Origin of the sequence: Azospirillum sp. TSO22-1, from assembly GCF_003116015.1 — a bacterium.
In the GTDB taxonomy this organism is placed as follows: domain Bacteria; phylum Pseudomonadota; class Alphaproteobacteria; order Azospirillales; family Azospirillaceae; genus Azospirillum.
In genome coordinates this window covers 32,336-47,543 of the sequence record NZ_LGQZ01000028.1, presented here as the reverse complement: position 1 = coordinate 47,543, position 15,208 = coordinate 32,336, and the positions used below count along the sequence as shown (strand labels likewise).

13 protein-coding genes and 1 other RNA gene are annotated in these 15,208 nt (G+C 70.2%); 13 read left to right on the top strand and 1 reads right to left on the bottom strand.

Going from position 1 to position 15,208, the window contains the following annotated elements; all coding sequences use genetic code 11:
- Positions 1-72: 72 nt before the first annotated feature.
- The 5 genes from TSO221_RS08750 (at position 73) to TSO221_RS08730 (ending at position 6,529) form a co-directional block, all read left to right on the top strand.
- Entirely contained in the window at positions 73-1,317 is a 1,245-nt protein-coding gene (locus tag TSO221_RS08750; RefSeq protein ID WP_109118102.1) for a hypothetical protein, read from the top strand.
- A 145-nt stretch (positions 1,318-1,462) separates the two neighbouring features.
- Complete coding sequence (locus TSO221_RS08745; protein ID WP_109118101.1) at positions 1,463-2,848, top strand: S8/S53 family peptidase; 1,386 nt, start codon at positions 1,463-1,465, stop codon at positions 2,846-2,848.
- Positions 2,849-2,980: 132 nt separating this feature from the next.
- Complete coding sequence (locus tag TSO221_RS08740) at positions 2,981-4,810, top strand: ATP-binding cassette domain-containing protein (protein ID WP_109118100.1); 1,830 nt, start codon at positions 2,981-2,983, stop codon at positions 4,808-4,810.
- A gap of 142 nt (positions 4,811-4,952) precedes the next feature.
- The gene (locus TSO221_RS08735) at positions 4,953-5,834 is read left to right on the top strand and encodes an EamA family transporter (RefSeq protein WP_109118099.1); all 882 of its coding nucleotides are present in this window, start codon (positions 4,953-4,955) and stop codon (positions 5,832-5,834) included.
- Between the two features lie 11 nt (positions 5,835-5,845).
- Positions 5,846-6,529 (top strand): N-acetylmuramoyl-L-alanine amidase, encoded by a 684-nt coding sequence (locus tag TSO221_RS08730; protein WP_247877965.1) that lies wholly within the window; start codon positions 5,846-5,848, stop codon positions 6,527-6,529.
- Between the two features lie 161 nt (positions 6,530-6,690).
- Here the strand turns inward: TSO221_RS08730 and TSO221_RS08725 are convergent, their stop codons facing one another.
- Positions 6,691-6,933: a transcriptional regulator gene (locus TSO221_RS08725; RefSeq protein ID WP_247877964.1), complete on the bottom strand. Its 243-nt coding sequence runs from the start codon at positions 6,931-6,933 to the stop codon at positions 6,691-6,693.
- Between the two features lie 133 nt (positions 6,934-7,066).
- Here TSO221_RS08725 and TSO221_RS08720 point away from each other — a divergent pair, with 133 nt between their 5' ends.
- From TSO221_RS08720 to TSO221_RS08685, 8 genes are all read left to right on the top strand, one after another.
- Positions 7,067-7,264, top strand: coding sequence for a hypothetical protein (locus tag TSO221_RS08720; protein ID WP_109118097.1), 198 nt, complete (start codon positions 7,067-7,069; stop codon positions 7,262-7,264).
- Between the two features lie 260 nt (positions 7,265-7,524).
- An RNA gene (gene rnpB / locus TSO221_RS08715) (RNase P RNA component class A) lies at positions 7,525-7,940 on the top strand.
- A gap of 470 nt (positions 7,941-8,410) precedes the next feature.
- A complete protein-coding gene (locus TSO221_RS08710) occupies positions 8,411-8,908 on the top strand; it encodes an MraZ family transcriptional regulator (RefSeq protein WP_109118096.1) in 498 nt (165 codons plus the stop codon).
- On the top strand, positions 8,905-9,882 hold the full coding sequence (rsmH, locus tag TSO221_RS08705; protein ID WP_109118095.1) for a 16S rRNA (cytosine(1402)-N(4))-methyltransferase RsmH: 978 nt from the start codon (positions 8,905-8,907) through the stop codon (positions 9,880-9,882). The genes TSO221_RS08710 and rsmH overlap by 4 nt, the downstream gene beginning before the upstream one ends.
- Positions 9,879-10,550, top strand: a complete 672-nt coding sequence (locus TSO221_RS08700) for a hypothetical protein (RefSeq protein ID WP_109118094.1) — start codon at positions 9,879-9,881, stop codon at positions 10,548-10,550. Before rsmH ends, TSO221_RS08700 begins: the two co-directional genes overlap by 4 nt.
- Complete coding sequence (locus TSO221_RS08695; RefSeq protein WP_109118093.1) at positions 10,547-12,313, top strand: penicillin-binding protein 2; 1,767 nt, start codon at positions 10,547-10,549, stop codon at positions 12,311-12,313. The genes TSO221_RS08700 and TSO221_RS08695 overlap by 4 nt, the downstream gene beginning before the upstream one ends.
- Positions 12,285-13,748, top strand: coding sequence for a UDP-N-acetylmuramoyl-L-alanyl-D-glutamate--2,6-diaminopimelate ligase (locus tag TSO221_RS08690; RefSeq protein WP_109118092.1), 1,464 nt, complete (start codon positions 12,285-12,287; stop codon positions 13,746-13,748). The genes TSO221_RS08695 and TSO221_RS08690 overlap by 29 nt, the downstream gene beginning before the upstream one ends.
- Entirely contained in the window at positions 13,745-15,205 is a 1,461-nt protein-coding gene (locus tag TSO221_RS08685; RefSeq protein WP_109118091.1) for a UDP-N-acetylmuramoylalanyl-D-glutamyl-2,6-diaminopimelate--D-alanyl-D-alanine ligase, read from the top strand. Before TSO221_RS08690 ends, TSO221_RS08685 begins: the two co-directional genes overlap by 4 nt.
- Positions 15,206-15,208: the final 3 nt, after the last annotated feature.

Genomic DNA, 15,208 nt, shown 5'->3' with positions numbered 1-15,208 from the left:
AGACGGCTTGTCTGCATCCGGGTGATCTGTTCTCCTCTTCGGCGTAATTCCCCACGCCGAGGACGACCACCGATGCTCCGCAGGCTGCTGCCCGCACTTTTCTGTCTTCTCGCAATCGCCGCACCGGCCGGGCTGGCGACGGCGCAGACCGCCGCCCCGACGCTGGCCGTCCTCAACCTCGCCGACGGCGTGATCGCGGCCCGCGACATGGTGACCTTCCGCCTCGGCGCGGCGCCGGGCAAACCGGCGACGGGCACCTGCACCGACTGGCTGGCGGCGCTGCGGAGCCAGTCCTGGCAACTGTACGTGGAGGACAAGCCCGCCGCCGGCAGCGTCGGCGAGGTGCGGCTGGACTGCGAAAGCCCGACCGTCGTCCGGGCCTCCGTCCGGCTGCTCTACGAGGGCCTGCCCGCCGACGTGCTGAAGCGGGTCGACCGGCCGGTGAGCAACATCGGCGAGGCCTTCGGCGGGCAAAGCATGTCGGTGAACGTCGGCCCGCCGGAGGCCGCGATCGGCCCGCCGCAGCCCCTCTGGGTGCGCAACACGGCGACGTGGCAGCGCGCGGCGGCGGTGGCGACGCTGCTGCTCGGCCCCCTCGGCTTCTTCCTGCTGGTCTTCCGCACCAACATCGCGCGCGATCCGATGCCGCCGCAGTACGTCGGCGGCGACGTGCCCTGCCCGGGCGACTGCCGGCCGGCCTACAGCCTGTCGCGCACGCAGTTCCTGTGGTGGCTGTTCATCGTCACCGTCTGCTTCCTGGTGATCGTCATCTTCACCGGCCGGACCGACACCATCAGCAGCGACACCCTGGTCCTGCTGGGCATCGTCAGCGGCACCTCGCTGCTCGCCGTCACCCAGGACCAACGCAAGGCGAAGGACGAGAACGCGAAGCGCGCCGACCTCGCCGCCGACTACCAGACGATCGCCGCGGCGCCGGCCGGCGCGGTGGCCGGGGCGTACCCGGCAGAGGCGCCGGGCGCGCCAGCGGGGGAAGCCGCGCCGGCCAACCCCGAGCCGGTCAAGGCGGTGAAGCTCGACGAGCTGGCGCACGACGTCCACAACGCATCGCGCGACTTCTTCACCGACGTGCTGACCGACGCCAACGGGCTGAGCGTGCACCGCCTGCAGATGCTGGTGTGGACGGCGGTGCTGGGTGCCGTGTTCCTGGTGAAGACCCTGCGCACCATGGGCATGCCCGAGCTGGACGACAACCTGCTGATCCTGATGGGCATCAGCAGCGGCACCTACTTCGGCTTCAAGATCAACGAGACGCAGGTGCCCCCGGCGCAGACCGGGACGAAGCCGGCGGGCCAGTGAAGGCGGCGGCACGCCTCCCTCCCGTACGAAAGGAGATGGGCCTAATACTTGTCAGGTGCTGATTGCGGGCCATACCATCGATATCCCAACCCTTTGAAATGAATACCGGGGTATTCACGACCGGAAAGCAAGGGAGGATACAGTCATGGCCGACATCAAAGCCGATCCAGCGACCGCGGTGACCGTCGATGGCAACCAGTCGCCGTCCTTTCTCTTGGTCCAGGTGGACGACCTTTCCAGGATGACTTACCTGGAGCACTCCGTGGCGGCACAGCTGTCGTGGCCGGGGCAATCCCTGTTCACGGTGCTGCGGAGCACGGACAAGGGGGCGGACCTCGTGCTCGCGCGCGCCGCCTACAAGAAGCTGATGATGCTCCAGGGCGGCACGCCGGCCGGTGCGATCAAGGCGCTGAAAATCATCCCCGGGGTGAAGAACGCCCGGGTCATCGACGGCGCCCTCGTCAGCGAGGCGCTGAAGTCCCGCGACGCGCCGCCCCCGCCGGCCGCGCCCGCGGCGGTCACGGCGAGCCAGCAATGGTACCTGGACACCATCCGCGCGCGCGCCGCGTGGACCCTGCTCGGTCCGTCGCCGGACGCGCTGGCGTGGAAGGGCGTGAAAGTCGGCCACATCGACACCGGCATCACCCAGCACCCGGTGTTCGGCGACGTCGCCACCGGGCAGAGCTGGATCCGCTGGGACCGCGGAATCAACTACCGCGAACCCGGCTCCCTGCCCATCGACCCGCTGGGCTACAAAGGCTTCCCCGGCCACGGCACGCGCACGTCGAGCGTCCTGTCCGGCCGTTCCAAGGCCGACCAGTTCTACGGGGTGGCCCCGGGCGTCACGGTGATCCCCTACCGCATCACCAACACGGTGGTGATCGACTTCGCGGGCAACCCCACCAGGATCGCGCAGGCGATGCGGCATGCGGTGTCCGACGCCGGCTGCCACGTCGTCAGCGTCAGCCTGGGCGACCCCTGCGTGCCGGCCGAGGGTTTCGGCGCCGCGGTGGACGACGCGTACGAGGCCGGCGTCATCCTGGTGGCCGCGGCGGGCAACGTCACCAGCGAGGTGACCTATCCCGGCAAGTTCAGCCGCGCCATCACCGCCGGCGGCTCCACCCGCGCCGACACCCCCTGGCAGGGCGGGTCGCGCGGGCGGAAGGTCGATCTCTCGGCGCCGGCCGACGAGATCTTCCGCGCCGACGCGGTGAAGTCCGGCACGCAGCCGGCCTACAGCTATGGCGGCGGCGGGGACGGCACCTCCTACGCCACGGCCATGATCGCCGGGGCGGCGGCGCTGTGGCGGGCGTTCCACGCGGACGCGCTGGACTCGCTGTACCGCGAGGGCTGGCAGACCGTCGAGGCGTTCCGGAGCTGCGCCCGCCAGAGCGCCCGGCGCCTGCCGGACTGGCCGACCACGGAGTACGGCGCCGGCATCCTCAACGTCGAGGCGCTGCTGCGCCAGCCGCTGCCCCCGGCGTCGTCGCTGGTCTACGAGAAGCGGCTGGCGGCTGAGGAAATCCTCTGACCGGCTCTGCGCTGTGACCGGTTCTGCAATGTGACTCTGCGATGTGACTCTGCGATTCTGGGGGGTCGCCGGACGCGGGCGGGGAGGGTATACACATCCCTCCCCGCCCGTTCTGTGTGTGATCCGTCCATCATGGCCCCTCCCGCTCCCATCGTCGCGCTCCAGGGCGTGTCCGTCACCTTCGGCGGGCGCCCGCTGTTCGAGGGCATCGATCTCGCCGTCGGACGCGGCGACAAGGCGTGCCTGGTCGGCCGCAACGGCTCCGGCAAGTCGACGCTGATGAAGGTGCTGGCCGGCATGGTGCACGCCGACGCCGGCACCGTGTTCGTGCAGCCGGGCTCGCGCGTCGCCTACCTGCCGCAGGAGCCGGACTTCACCGGCTTCGCCAGCGTGCACGACTACGTGGCCGCCGGCCTGCCGACGCCCGAGCAGGACGAGGCGCACCGCGTCGACGCCGTCCTCGACCACGTGCAGCTGGCCGGGCACCTCGACCCCGCCACGCTGTCGGGCGGCGAGGCGCGCCGCGCGGCGTTGGGCCGCACGCTGGTCGGCGAGCCGGACGTGATGCTGCTGGACGAGCCGACCAACCACCTCGACCTGCCCACCATCGAGTGGCTGGAGGAGGAGTTGCAGGCGTTCCGCGGCGGGTTGCTGCTGATCAGCCACGACCGCGCCTTCCTCTCCCACCTGTCGAAGCGCACGCTGTGGTTGGACCGCGGCGGCATCCGCCTCTCGGAGAAGGGCTTCGCCCAGTTCGAGGAGTGGCAGGCCGAGGTGTTCGAGGCCGACGAGGCCGCCGCCCACAAGCTCGACCGCAAGATCGTCACCGAGATGAAGTGGCTGCGCGAAGGCATCTCGGCCCGCCGCACCCGCAACATGGGCCGCGTGCGCGCGCTGATGCAGCTGCGCACCGACCGCGCCGAGCGCATCAAGGGCGGCCAGCAGGCCAAGCTCGCCATCGCCGAGGCCGAGCGTGGCGGCCGCATGGTCATCGAGGCGGAGCACGTCGCCAAGGCGTTCGAGACGTCCGAGGGACCCAAGGTGGTGGTGAAGGACTTCTCCACCCGCATCCTGCGCGGCGACCGGGTCGGCGTCATCGGCCCGAACGGCGCCGGCAAGTCGACGCTGCTGAAGATCCTGACCGGCCAGCTGGAGCCGGACGGCGGCACGGTGAAGCTCGGCACCAACCTGGAGACCGCCTATTTCGACCAGCGCCGCGAGGGGCTGGACCCGGAGGAGACGATCCGCCACGTGCTCTGCCCGTTCGGCGGCGACAAGGTCATGGTGAACGGCCAGCCGCGCCACGTCGCCGGCTATATGAAGGACTTCCTGTTCGACACGCGCCAGCTCGACAGCCCGGTCAAGAGCCTGTCCGGCGGCGAGCGCAACCGGCTGCTGCTGGCCCGGCTGTTCGCCCGGCCGTCCAACATGATGATCCTCGACGAGCCGACCAACGACCTCGACATGGACACGCTGGACCTGCTGGAGGACGTGCTGGGCGACTACCAGGGCACGCTGCTGCTGGTCAGCCACGACCGCGACTTCCTCGACCGGCTGGTCACCAGCACCATCGCGCTGGAGGGCGACGGCTCGGTGGTCGAGTACGCCGGCGGCTACTCCGACTATCTGGTGCAGCGCCAACCGGCCGCGAAGGCGGCCCCCGCCGCGGCGAAGCCGAAGCCGGCCGAGACGACGCCGGCCGCACCCAAGCCGCGCGGCAAGCTGAGCTACAAGGACCAGCGCGAGCTGGACGAGCTGCCCGGCCGCATGGACAAGCTGGGCGCGGAGATCGCCAAGCTGGAGGCGGCGATGGCCGACCCGGACCTGTTCACCCGAGACCCGGCGAAATTCCAGAAGACCTCGGACGCGCTGCACACCAGGCAGACCGAGCTGGCGACGGCCGAGGACCGCTGGCTGGAGCTGGAGGCGCTGCGCGAGGAACTGGAAGGCGGCCGGGGATGAGGGGGGAACGGAACGGCTTTGAGCGCCGATCACGTTTTTCACCACGAAGGCACGAAGACACGAAGACGGCAGGCGCGTGTTTCCCACCTTCGTGTCTTCGTGCCTTCGTGGTGACTCACGTTACCCGACAAGCGTGCCCGTCATGAGTCCGCTCGACCTCGGCGTGGCGATGCTGGTGGTGGCGCTGTGGGGCATCAACTTCGGTGTCGCCAAGGTCGCGTTGCTGGAGTTCCCGCCGCTGTTCCTGATGGGCATGCGATTCATCATCGTGGCCGGGCTGCTGCTGCCCTTCGTGCGGATGCCGCGCGGCAAGCTGCTGGGCGTGCTGGCGCTGTCGACCATCCTCGGCACCGTGCATTTCCCGATGATGTTCAACGGCATCAAGGGCATCGACGCGGCCACCGCCTCGGTGGTGGCGCAGCTGCAGGTGCCGTTCGCCTCGCTGCTGGCGGCCATCGTCTTTAAGGACCGGCTCGGCTGGAAGCGGGCGGCCGGCATGCTGGTGGCCTTCGCCGGGGTGATGCTGATCGCCGGCGAGCCGCGGCTGGGCGACAGCCTGGGGGCGCTCGGCCTTGTGGTGGCGGCGAGCTTCGCCTTCGCCGCCGCCAACGTGCAGATCAAGCGGCTGGGCAACATCGACGGCTTCGCGCTGAACGCCTGGATGGGGCTGTTCGCCGCCCCGCAGCTGCTGGTCCTCTCCGCGCTGTTCGAGCGCGGCCAGTGGGAGGCGGTGCGGAACGCGACCTGGGCCGGCTGGGGCGCCCTTCTTTATATAGCGGTGCTGGCAACCATCGTGGCGTACGGGCTGTGGTACCGGCTGATGCGGCGCTACGACGTCAACCAGGCGGTGCCGTTCATGCTGTTGATCCCGCTGTTCGGCGTGCTGTCCGGCGTGGTGCTGCTGGGCGAGCCGGTGACCTGGACGCTGGCGGTCGGCGGCCTGATGACGGTGGGCGGCGTCGGCATCATCGTGCTGCGCCGGCCGCGCGTGGTGGTGAACGACAAGGTGACGAACCTGACCTAGGAGGGGTTGCCGTGCGCCTGATCGACCTCCCCTCCCCCAACCACGGGCCGCGGCCGGACGGCGCGCGCGCCGAGCTGCTGATCCTCCATTACACCGGCATGCCGACGGCGGCCCACGCGCTGTCGCGGCTGTGCGACCCGGCCGCCCAGGTCAGCGCCCACTACACCGTGGACGAGGATGGCACCGTCTACGCCCACGTCCCCGAGGACCGCCGCGCCTGGCACGCCGGAGTGAGTTCGTGGCGGGGCCTGGGCGACGTCAACGGCCGCTCCATCGGCATCGAGATCGTCAACCCCGGCCACGAGTTCGGCTACCGCCCCTTTCCGGCCGCGCAGATGGACGCGGTGGAAGCGTTGTGCGTGGCCGTGATGGGACGCCATGGGATCCGCGCCGAGGACGTGCTCGGCCACAGCGACATCGCCCCGGCCCGCAAGGAGGACCCTGGCGAGCTGTTCGACTGGCCCCGGCTGGCGCGGGCCGGCGTCGGGCTGTGGCCCATGCCGTCCCAGGCGGACGGGGGGCCGTTCAGCGACGACGAGGTGGCGGAGTTGCTGGGACGCTATGGGTACGATGCCGCCGCCCCGCGCGCGCTCTTGTCGTTCCAGCGCCATTTCGCGCCGGAGCGGATGACCGGCATGGCGGACGACGAGACGGTGCGGCGGTTGCGGACGCTGGTAAGGGTTACGGGGCGGTAGGCGACTGGCCGTTATTCCCGCTAAGGCGCTGGCTCAGGCACCTGTTCACCACCATCTGCACTTTTTGACCGTCATCCCCGCGAAGGCGGGGATCCATACGTTCCATAACCGCACGCTTTGGGAGTTATGGATCCCCGCCTTCGCGGGGATGACGGTCAATATTATGGGGATGCCTCATTATGGGATGCCTCTGGCGCGTCCGGCGGCAACCGGTCACGGAACCGCACGCCCGGCCCGTGGCCATTTTCGTCGATGAACTCGATGCCGGCGTCTTCCAGCGCACGTCGGATGGCCTGCAGATTGGCTTTGGTGATGGGCGGCACACCCTGCCCCTTTTCCGCGCGCCAGATGGTGGCAACGCCGAGCTGCGACATCTCGGCGAGCTGCTCCGCCCTGATGTCCAACAGCGCTCTGGCCCCACGGATCTGGGCACCGCCTATAGGTTTTCTATCACTTGCCATTTATTCTTGATTTCCGCACTTCGAGATGATAGATAGTCTATCATCTCAGCCGCCCCTCACCATAGGAGAGCGCGCGATGCCCACGTGCGCGTCCGCACAGGCCTCGGAGCCGAAAGCCATCTTCGATCTTGAGGAGCCGATCCGGCTTGCCGAGGGCGCCGCCGCGGCGCTGCTGATCGTGAGCGAGACGCTGTCCGGCGAGGATCAGAAATCGGTGGGCTATCTGTCCAACGCCATCGCCGACCACGTGCGGGACATCCGCACCCAATGGTAGCGGCTTCGCGAGATGACGCACTCGGGCGCTCCGGGCCACGAGCCCCCACCCTCCCCACGCTGACGCGTGGGTCCCCTCCCTCCCCCGCTGGGCAGGGGAGGGGTTTTAGGGTTCGCGGCGGAGTTCCCTCCTCCGCCCAGCGGGGGAGGGTCAGGGTGGGGGTACGCACAGCCCCTCGCCCTGCTCCACGCCAACGTCGATCTGGGAAAATCCCCCACCACCGTTGCATCCGGCGAGTCGTCCCTATAAATAGGCCCGTGCCAGACGGCTGGATGGTCGCCTTCGGCTTCGCGCCGGGGGAGGAAAGTCCGGGCTCCACGGAAACACGGTGCCGGTTAACGGCCGGCGGGGGCGACCCCAGGGAAAGTGCCACAGAAAGCAAACCGCCCACGGCAACCCTGATACGTCAGGGGGGCCTGGGTAAGGGTGAAAGGGTGCGGTAAGAGCGCACCGCGCCCCCGGCGACGGGGGTGGCAGGGTAAACCCCACCGGGAGCAAGACCGAATAGGGACGGCCGGGCCCGTTCTCCCCTTGGGAGATCGTGGGCCAAGCGTGTTTCCGCGCTGCCGTCCGGGTTGGTCGCGCGAGGCGTCCGGCAACGGGCGTCCCAGATGAATGACCATCCACCGGGGTCCATCCCCGGGGACAAAACCCGGCTTACAGGCCGTCTGGCATTTTATCCCCACATCTTTCCACAGGCGGTGGATATCTTGGGGCGCATTCCCATGCCATCCCATGCCCGACCCGTGCCGATTGCCCATCGCAGGTAGGCCATTCGGGGGATACGATTCGCACGCACGCAATGTTATTTCATGGTCCGGCAACGCAGCGTTCCGGGAACATTCGCGGAACCATCTGTGGATAAGTTATCCACAGCCCGATAAACTGCTGGAATGTTGCGAGAATTCTAAAATGCCATTTACCTATTTGCCGAGAAGCAACACACCCGGCGAAAACTCTTGACACCCCCGGCCGATTACTAGAGGCCCCGTTGACGCCCATACCGTCCCATGCTATCCCATAGACGCCCAGAGAATAGGGTAACCCTACCCAGTGTGGGTACGTCTTTGGGCGCGGTGGGGGCTTTCGGGTCATAGGTCGCGGCGGTGGTGCCGCGACGGGTTTTCGGGGGAGACCAAGGGGCCTATGGCCGTATTCCTGTCCACATACGTCAACAAGGTCGACAGGAAGGGACGCGTCTCGATTCCGGCGCAGTTCCGCCAGTCCCTTGCCAAGACGTCTGCGCCGGGAACGGTCTATCTCTGGCCGTCGCTGAACCATCAGTGCCTGGAAGGCGCCGACCAGGACTATCTCGACATCCTCTCCGACAGCCTGGAGTCCCCCGACCTCGACTCCGACGAGCGCGAGATGATCGAGACGTTCATCTTCGGCAAGCTGATCCCCGTCTCCATGGACAACGAGGGCCGCATCTCCCTGCCGCCCGCGCTGGCCGAATTCGCCGGCATCACCGAGGAAGCCTCCTTCATCGGCCGCCGCAAGACCTTCCAGGTGTGGGAGCCGAAGGCCTTGCAGGCGCACGAGAACGCGCTGCGCGACCAAGTGGTGCGCAAGGACATCTCGCTCAGCCAGATCGTCGCCAAGGCATCCCGCGCCGCCGCCGCACGGGGAGGGGAGGGCGCATGACCCCGACCACTCCCCTGCACACCCCGGTCCTGCTGGCCGAGGTGGTCGAGGCCCTGATGCCGCGCGACGGCGGCGTCTACGTGGACGGCACCTTCGGCGCCGGCGGCTACAGCCGCGCCATCCTGGGTGCGGCCGATTGCCGCGTCTGGGGCATCGACCGCGATCCCGACGCCGTGGAGCGGGGCAGGGCGCTCGCCCTCGCCCACCCCGGCCGGATCGAAGTGATCGAGGGCCGCTTCGGCACCATGGACAGCCTGCTGGACGAGCGCGGCGTCGAGTCGGTGGACGGCGTGGCGCTCGACCTCGGCGTCTCCTCTCCACAGCTCGACCAGGCGGAGCGCGGCTTTTCCTTCCGCTTCGACGGCCCGCTCGACATGCGCATGGGACGGGATGGGCCGAGCGCCGCCGACGTGGTGAATTCCGCGTCGGAGGAGGAGCTGGCCGACATCGTCTTCCATTACGGCGAGGAGCGCATGGCGCGCCGCGTCGCCCGCGCCATCGTCGCCGCCCGCAAGGAGGCGCCGATCACCCGCACGGCGCAACTGGCCGACATCGTGCGCCGCGTGGTGCCGAAGTCGGGGCGCGACGGCATCGACCCGGCGACCCGCACCTTCCAGGGCCTGCGCATCCACGTGAACGACGAGCTGGGCGAGATCCGCCGCGGCCTCGCCGCCGCCGAGCGCATCCTGAAGCCCGGCGGGCGGCTCGCCGTCGTCTCCTTCCATTCGCTGGAGGACCGCGAGGTCAAGGCGTTCCTGAAGGAGCGCTCCTCCCCTCCCCCGGCCCCGTCGCGCCACGCCCCCGCGGTGGCCGGCGAGCATCGCCAACCCTCGTTCCGCCTGATCCACCGGAAGCCCGTGGCGCCCGGCGAGGCGGAGCTGAAGAACAACCCCCGCGCGCGCTCCTCCCGGCTGCGCGCGGCCGAACGCACCGCGGCGCCGGCCTTCCCGGCGTCCGCCAAGGAGGCGGCATGAAGGGCAAATCCGCTCTGGTCTGGCTCGGGCTGGCCGGTGCCGCCGGCGCCGTCCTCTTCCAGACCAGCTACACGGTGCAGAACCGCGAGGAGCAGCTCGCGACGCTGAACCGCAAGATCATCGCCGAACAGGAAGCCATCCAGATCCTGAAGGCCGAGTGGAGCTACATGAACGACCCGTCGCGGCTGGAGACGCTGGCGCGCACGCACCTGTCGCTGCGCCCGACCGACGCCCGGCAGTTCGTCGCCTCCGCCGAGATCATCCCGATGCGCCCGGCCCCTGCCCCGCTGCCGGAGATCCCGCCGATGGCCGGCCTGTCGCCGCTGCAGACGCAGAGCGGCATCGTCAGGGTGTCGGCTCCCGCCGCCGCGCCGGCTCCGGTCGCCACTCCGGCCGTCATGAAGTCGGCGCCCGCCGCCCCGGCCAAGGTCCCTGCCCCGCCCGCCCAGCAGGCCCCGGCCGCCCCCACGGCCATCATCGAGCCGGCCGCCGCCAAGGTGGCGCCCAAGGCGCAGCCGGCGGTGGTCAAGCAGCCGCAGCAGCCGTCGCCGCAGACCATGACGCCGCCGAAGAACCTGATCCCGGCCAGCGCCAGGCAGCAGCCGCCGGCCCCGCCGAAGTCCGATTCGCTGGGCGTGATGATCGCCCGCCTCGGAGGCAATCGATGAGCGATTCGCGGCTCGGCTACGATCCCATCGGGGCGGTCTACGCCTCCGCGCCGACGGTGAGCAAGCCGCGCAGCTCGCTCTCCGTCGCGCTGGAGCAGACGCGCAACCGCCTGATGGTGACCGCGGCCGTGGTCACGCTCGCCTTCTCCGCCATCGGCGCCAAGCTGGTGGACGCCACGCTGCTGCGCGGCGGCGCCGAGCCGCGGCAGATCCAGGCCGCCGAGGCGCACGCCCCGCCGGTCGGCCGCGCCGACATCGTCGACCGCAACGGCAACCTGCTGGCAACCTCGCTGGCCACCGCCTCGCTGCACGCCGACCCCAAGGTGGTCATCGACGCCAAGGAGGCCGCGCGCAAGCTGGTCTCCGTGCTGCCGGAGCTGGACTACAAGGAGGTCTACGACAAGCTCGCCAGCGAGAAGCGCTTCGTCTGGATCAAGCGCAACCTGACGCCGCGCCAGCAGGCGCAGGTGCACCGGCTGGGCCTGCCGGGCCTGTACTTCGAGCGCGAGGAGCGCCGCTTCTACCCGGCGACCCAGCTGGCCTCGCACGTCATCGGCTACACCGGCATCGACAACAACGGCCTGGCGGGGCTGGAGCGCGGCTTCGACAGCCGGCTGCGCAACGACCCGACGCCGCTTCAGCTCTCGCTCGACCTGCGCCTGCAGCACATCCTGAAGAAGGAGGTCTCGGCCGCGGTGGAGGAGTTCCGCGCGGTGGGCGCGGCCGGCATGGTCTTCGACGTCAAGACCGGCGAAGTGCTGGCGATGGTGTCGCTGCCCGACTTCGACCCGCACGATCCCACGGGGCTGGACCAGGACACGCTGTTCAACCGGGCGACGCTCGGCGTGTTCGAGATGGGCTCCACCTTCAAGATCTTCAACACGGCGATGTCGCTGGAATCGGGCAAGGTGCGCCCGACCGACCTGTTCGACGCGTCCAAGTCGATCTCCATCGGCCGCTTCACCATCAGCGACTATCACAACATGCACCGCGCGCTGACGGTGGCGGAGATCTTCCAGCACTCGTCCAACATCGGCTCGGTCCGCATGGCGCTGACCGCGGGCATCCCGACGCAGCGCGCCTTCATGCAGAAGATGGGCTTCATGCGCCCGAGCTCGCTGGAGCTGCCGGAGAACGGCTGGCCGCTGGTGCCGAACCCCTGGCGCGAGATCAACGCCATGACCATCTCGTTCGGCCACGGCATCTCGGTCAGCCCGATGCACACGGTGGCGGCCGCCGCGTCGGTGATCAACGGCGGCATCATGCACCCGCCGACCCTGGTCAAGCGCGACCCGAACGCCGAGATCCCGGGCGAGCGGGTGCTGTCCGCGCAGACCTCCGACGTCATGCGCCGGCTGTTCCGGCTGGTGGTGACGGAGGGCACGGCCAAGGGCGCCGCCGCGCCGGGCTACGTCGTGGGCGGCAAGACCGGTACCGCCGACAAGCAGAAGGGGCGCCACTACGTCAAGAACGCGCGCATGTCGTCGTTCCTCGGCGCCTTCCCGATGCACGATCCGAAATACATTGTCTATGTGCTGATCGACGAGCCGAAGGCGACCGCCAAGACCTACGGCTTCGCCACCGGCGGCTGGGTGGCGGCGCCGACGGCGGGGCGCATCGTCAAGCAGATCGGCCCGCTGCTCGGCGTCCAGCCGGTGGACGAGAACTCGCCGGACGTCCGTGCGGCGGTCGACATCAACATCAACGGCACCATTCCAGCCCGGGGGAGCACCGTTGCTTCTGTCCCGCCTCCTACCCGCTGACCATCCTCAGGTCCGCGACATCGACGTGACCGGGCTGACCGCCGACTCCCGCGCGGTCCAGCCCGGTTTTGTGTTTGCGGCCCTGCCCGGGACCAAGGCGGACGGCCGCGCCTTCATCGAGGGTGCGCTGGCCAGCGGCGCCGCCGCCGTGCTGGCGCCGCGCGGCACCACCCTGCCCGCCGGCTCGACCGCCGTGCTGATCGAGGACGACCAGCCGCGCCTGGCCTTCGCCCGCATGGCCGCCGCGTTCCACGGCCGCCAGCCGGAGACGGTGGTGGCGGTGACCGGCACCAACGGCAAGACCTCCACCGTGCAGTTCGCCCGCCAGCTGTGGACGGCGCTCGGCCACAAGGCGGCGGCGCTGGGGACGCTGGGCATCACCGGCCCCGGCGTGGACAGGTACGGCGCCATGACCACCCCCGATCCGGTGCTGCTGCACCGGACGCTCGCCGAGGTGGCGGACGCCGGCGTCGACCACCTCGCCATGGAGGCGTCGAGCCACGGGCTGGACCAGTTCCGCCTCGACGGGGTGCGGGTCAGCGCTGCGGGATTCACGAACCTCACCCGCGACCACCTGGACTATCACGGCTCCATGGAAGCCTACGCGGAAGCGAAGGCGCTGCTGTTCGGCCGCGTTTTGTCACCGGGCGGCGGCGCCGTGCTGAACGCGGACTCGCCGGAATTTTCCGCGCTCGCCGAGATTTGTACCCAACGCGGTCACCGCCTGTTCGGGTATGGGTTCGCCGGCCGCGAGCTGACGGTCCGCAGCGTGGAGCCGATGCCGCACGGGCAGCGCCTGCACCTGACGGTCCTCGGGCGCGAGCACACAGTGGAACTGCCGCTGGTCGGCCGCTTCCAGGCGTGGAACGCGCTGTGCGCGCTGGGTCTCGTGCTCGCCACGGGCTCGGATGCGGAGAGTGAGGTCGATCGGGCGGTCGAGGCCCTGACGGCGCTGGACGGCGTCAAGGGGCGCATGCAGCACGTGGCGACGCACCCCAACGGGGCGCCGGTGTTCGTGGACTTCGCCCACACGCCGGACGCGCTGGAGACGGTGCTGACGGCGCTCCGCCCGCACGCGGCCGGGAAACTGGTCGTGGTGTTCGGCTGCGGCGGCGACCGCGACCGCGGCAAGCGTCCGGTGATGGCCGAGCTGGCCGGCCGACTGGCCGACCGGGTCATCGTCACCGACGACAACCCGCGCACCGAGGATCCGGCGTCCGTCCGGGCCGAGGTGCTCGCAGGCTACAGGGAAGCCGAGGAGATCGGCGACCGTCACGCGGCGATCCGCGCGGCCGTTCGGGGGCTGGCCCCCGACGACCTGCTGGTCATCGCCGGCAAGGGACACGAGCAGGGACAGATTGTCGGCACCGAGGTGCGGCCGTTCGACGACGCGGCCGAGGCCCGGGCCGCCGTAGCGGAGATCACCGGAGCATGAGCGAAAACGCCCGGAAGCCGGTCCTGTGGACCGCCGAGGACGCCGCCGCCGCCACGGGCGGCCAGGCGAGCACCCCCTGGCGCGCCACCGGCGTGTCGATCGACAGCCGCAAGGTCGAGCCCGGCGACCTCTTCGTCGCCATCCAGGGGCCGAACTTCGACGGGCACGACTTCGTCGCGCAGGCGCTGGCCAGCGGCGCCGCCGCGGCGATGGTCAGCCGCGTGCCGGCGGGCGTCGCCGCCGACGCCCCGCTGCTGGCGGTCGAGGACACGCTGGCCGGCCTGACCGATCTGGGGCGCGTCGCGCGGATGCGCACCAAGGCCCGCGTCATCGGCGTCACCGGCTCGGTCGGCAAGACCGGCACCAAGGAAGCGCTGCGCCACTGCCTGTCGGCGCAAGGGCGCACCTTCGCCACCGAGGGGTCGCTGAACAACCACTGGGGCGTGCCGCTGTCGCTGGCGCGCATGCCCGAGGACAGCCAGTTCGCCGTCTTCGAGCTGGGCATGAACCACGCCGGCGAGCTGGGGCCGCTGTCGCGCCTCGTGCAGCCGGAGGTCGCCGTCATCACCACGGTCGAGGCGGTGCACCTGGAGTTCTTCGCCACGGTGGAGTCCATCGCCGACGCCAAGGCCGAGATCTTCGAGGGCATGACGCCGCAGGGCGTCGCCGTGCTGAACCGCGACAACCCGCACTTCGGCCGGCTGCTGGCCGCCGCCCGCACCCAGGGGCTGGGCCGCATCTGGGGCTTCGGCAGCCACGAGGACGCCGAGGCGCGGCTGCTCGACTGCTCGCTGCACGCCACCTGCTCGACCGTCACCGCGTCGTTCAAGGGGGAGCGCATCCAGTACTGCCTGTCGCTGCCCGGCAAGCACTGGGTGATGAACAGCCTCGCCGTGCTGCTGGCGGTGCGCGCGGCCGGCGGCGACCTCGCCACCGCGGCGCGCGCGCTGTCCACCCTGCAGCCGGTCAAGGGCCGCGGCACGCGCAAGCGCGTCCAGCTGGCGCACGGCGCCTTCACGCTGATCGACGAGAGCTACAACGCCAGCCCGGTGTCGGTCGCCGCCAGCGTCGAGGTGCTGGGCACGGTCGATCCCGGCGCCGGCGGCCGCCGCATCGCCGTGCTGGGCGACATGCGCGAGCTGGGCACCCGCGCCGATCCGCTGCACGCCGGCCTTTCCACGCCGCTCAAGGCTGCACACATCGACACCGTCTACTGCTGCGGCCCGCACATGAAGGCGCTGTGGGACCGCCTGCCCGCCTCCATGCGCGGCAAGTACGCCGAGGACAGCAAGGCGCTGGCGCCGCTGCTGGCCGCCGACGTGCGCGGCGGCGACGTGGTCCTGGTCAAGGGCTCCGCCGGGAGCCGCATGGCGCTGGTGGTCGAGGCGCTGTCCGCGCTCGACCAGAACGCCTCCTCCACCCGGCCGCAGGCCGCCGTCAACGGTCAGCGGGGCTGAGTT